The sequence below is a fragment of the Rahnella sp. P4_A8 genome, from assembly GCF_056402435.1.
This window is the reverse complement of the sequence record NZ_JBFUHK010000164.1, coordinates 1-2,363: the sequence shown is the minus strand read 5'-3', so window position 1 is coordinate 2,363 and position 2,363 is coordinate 1. Positions and strand designations below refer to the sequence as shown.

Genomic DNA, 2,363 nt, shown 5'->3' with positions numbered 1-2,363 from the left:
TTCCATAATTTTCAAAAGTCCTTTTTTTGCCTGATTTATGTATTGCCAGTCCGGATTTCACATTGCATTCTGTCAAAGGTAATGACATGGCACCGGTCATATTGGCCGGATTTCTTTCAGGCAAAAAACAGATCCTTATAATGAATAATAAATCACTTTGCACCATCGCTGACGTAGCGGATCTCGTTCCGCAATTGCGCCAGGTTCGCCAACACCTGCACCAACACCCTGAACTTTCCAATGAAGAATCTGCAACCGCAGCACTGGTCGCTGAAAAACTCGAATCTCTAGGCTATCAGGTGACCACCGCCGTGGGCGGATACGGCGTCGTCGGCTCAATGAAGCATGGAAACGGGTCACGTAGCATTGGCATCCGCGCAGATATGGATGCCCTGCCCATCACCGAACGAACAGACTTGAGCTACTCCAGCCAGTTTCCTGGAAAAATGCATGCCTGCGGCCACGACGGCCATACGACGATGTTGCTGGGTGCCGCTGAACAGCTTGCACGCAGCAAAAACTTTTCCGGCACCTTGCATCTTATTTTCCAGCCCGCTGAAGAAATTGGGTTTAACAGCGGTGCGGAGCGCATGCTGGCCGAACAGTTGTTTGAACGATTCCCCTGTGATGCCGTCTACGGGCTGCATAATCATCCCGGCTATCCGGTCGGCAAAATGATGTTCCGTTCTGGCCCGTTTATGGCAGCCTGCGACACGGTCAACATCACTATTCATGGTAAAGGCGGACATGCAGCCCGCCCGCATATGACCGTAGATCCTATACTGGTTGCMAGCAGTCTGGTCATCGCCCTGCAGTCTGTTATTTCGCGCAATATCGACCCTAATGACACAGCGGTTGTCACCATCGGTTCATTACATTCAGGGCATGCGGCGAATGTCATCCCTGAAACTGCACGCCTTGAAATGAGTGTTCGCTCCTTCGATCCCGAAGTCCGCAAAACGCTTGAGCAACGTATCCGAACTCTGGCAGAGAATCACGCTGCCGGTTACGGTGCCCGCGCTGAAATTGAATATGTTCCCGGATATCCGGTACTGGTGAATCACGATCAGGAAACGGCATTTGCTGTGGAAGTGGCAAAAGAACTGCTGGGTGAAGAAAACGTGGTCGATAATCTTCCGCCTATTTCTGGCAGTGAAGACTTTGCGTATTTCCTGCAGCAGAAGCCCGGCTGCTTCCTGCGTCTGGGCAACGGAGACAGCGCGGTGCTGCATAATCCGGCCTACAACTTTAATGATGAAAGCCTGAGCTTTGGCACCGCCTACTGGACGCGTCTGGTGGAGCGCTATTTAGTCGATTAACGGCAAAAACCGAACCAGCGCATGCCGAGGTGGAAGTGATTGGCATGCGCTGCGTTGTATTCCGGCCCGATGGAATTGCCAAAATACGGGCAGCTCTCTGAAAATAATGTCCGCACATACTCCCCTTCTGCGCCGGGCTGAGGCCATTGTTTCAGCACCGTAAGATGGCGCCCGTCAGCCAGCGAGAAACCGGCAATATCCAGCGCTTGCGCCGTAGCGTGTTCGCTTAGCCGGGCGTCGGGCTTGTTATAGACGTTCCTGCAGGCATAACTGCCCAGATGATCAATACGCACCAGCGGCGAACCTAATTCCCGAGTGGCCAGCGGTTTCGCCACCTGCGCGACAAACATTGCGCTGCTCAGTGCAAGGCGACAGCTCGCCAGATAACTCGAACTCAATGAAACATCACCAAATCCGCGAACGCGCACAGAATGAGTCAGCGGACATTTCCCGCCCATATTTCCGGCGCTGTTAAACTCAATCATCCCCTCTTGCTGAGCCCGTTCAAGCACAGCCAGACATTCCTGAGGATTGTTATCCAGCTTCCTTAATTTGTAGCGGGTGATCAGATTCGGCGGGTCATTAATAGTTATCGGTGTGAAAGGATTATATTCAGAAGGCACATGACGGCTTATCCACGGGCCACTGAACCAGGCGATGCCAATAATCACAATGAAGCTAACCCAATATCGCATAGTGTTCCTTTAGCACCACTTAGGTTTAGCAGTACATTGTTTTTCACGCGGAATATTTTGAGTATAGCGCCTGAGTAAATAGTGATCTGACGGGGTTACAAGTCGGGAAATAAACTTACTTAGCTTTGACATAAATAGACATTGAGTTTGTTACTTTTATATCCGAAGACGATATTTCTTCTCCTGTGTCCACTGTGAACTGTCCTTCATAGTGTGTAAGACCCTCGCATTACCCCTTTCAGCCCGCCCCGAGCGGGCTTTTTTTTATCGGCTATCTCGCGCGTAAGTCATGAGTGACGCAGCAAAAGATGCTAAGTCGCGCCACCCGACACCCTGAAAACCTTACTTA

Annotated in this window: 2 protein-coding genes; one reads left to right on the top strand and one right to left on the bottom strand. The window is 51.1% G+C overall.

Annotation, left to right across the window (positions count from 1 at the left end; all coding sequences use genetic code 11):
* The first annotated feature begins 140 nt into the window (after positions 1 to 140).
* Positions 141 to 1,319 (top strand): M20 aminoacylase family protein, encoded by a 1,179-nt coding sequence (locus AC1DUO_RS24180; RefSeq protein ID WP_119262245.1) that lies wholly within the window; start codon positions 141 to 143, stop codon positions 1,317 to 1,319.
* On the opposite strand, the gene AC1DUO_RS24175 is transcribed toward AC1DUO_RS24180, so the two are convergent.
* On the bottom strand, positions 1,316 to 2,014 hold the full coding sequence (locus AC1DUO_RS24175; RefSeq protein ID WP_013576164.1) for an extensin-like domain-containing protein: 699 nt from the start codon (positions 2,012 to 2,014) through the stop codon (positions 1,316 to 1,318). The two genes, AC1DUO_RS24180 and AC1DUO_RS24175, sit on opposite strands and share 4 nt — an antisense overlap.
* Between the last annotated feature and the right edge of the window lie 349 nt (positions 2,015 to 2,363).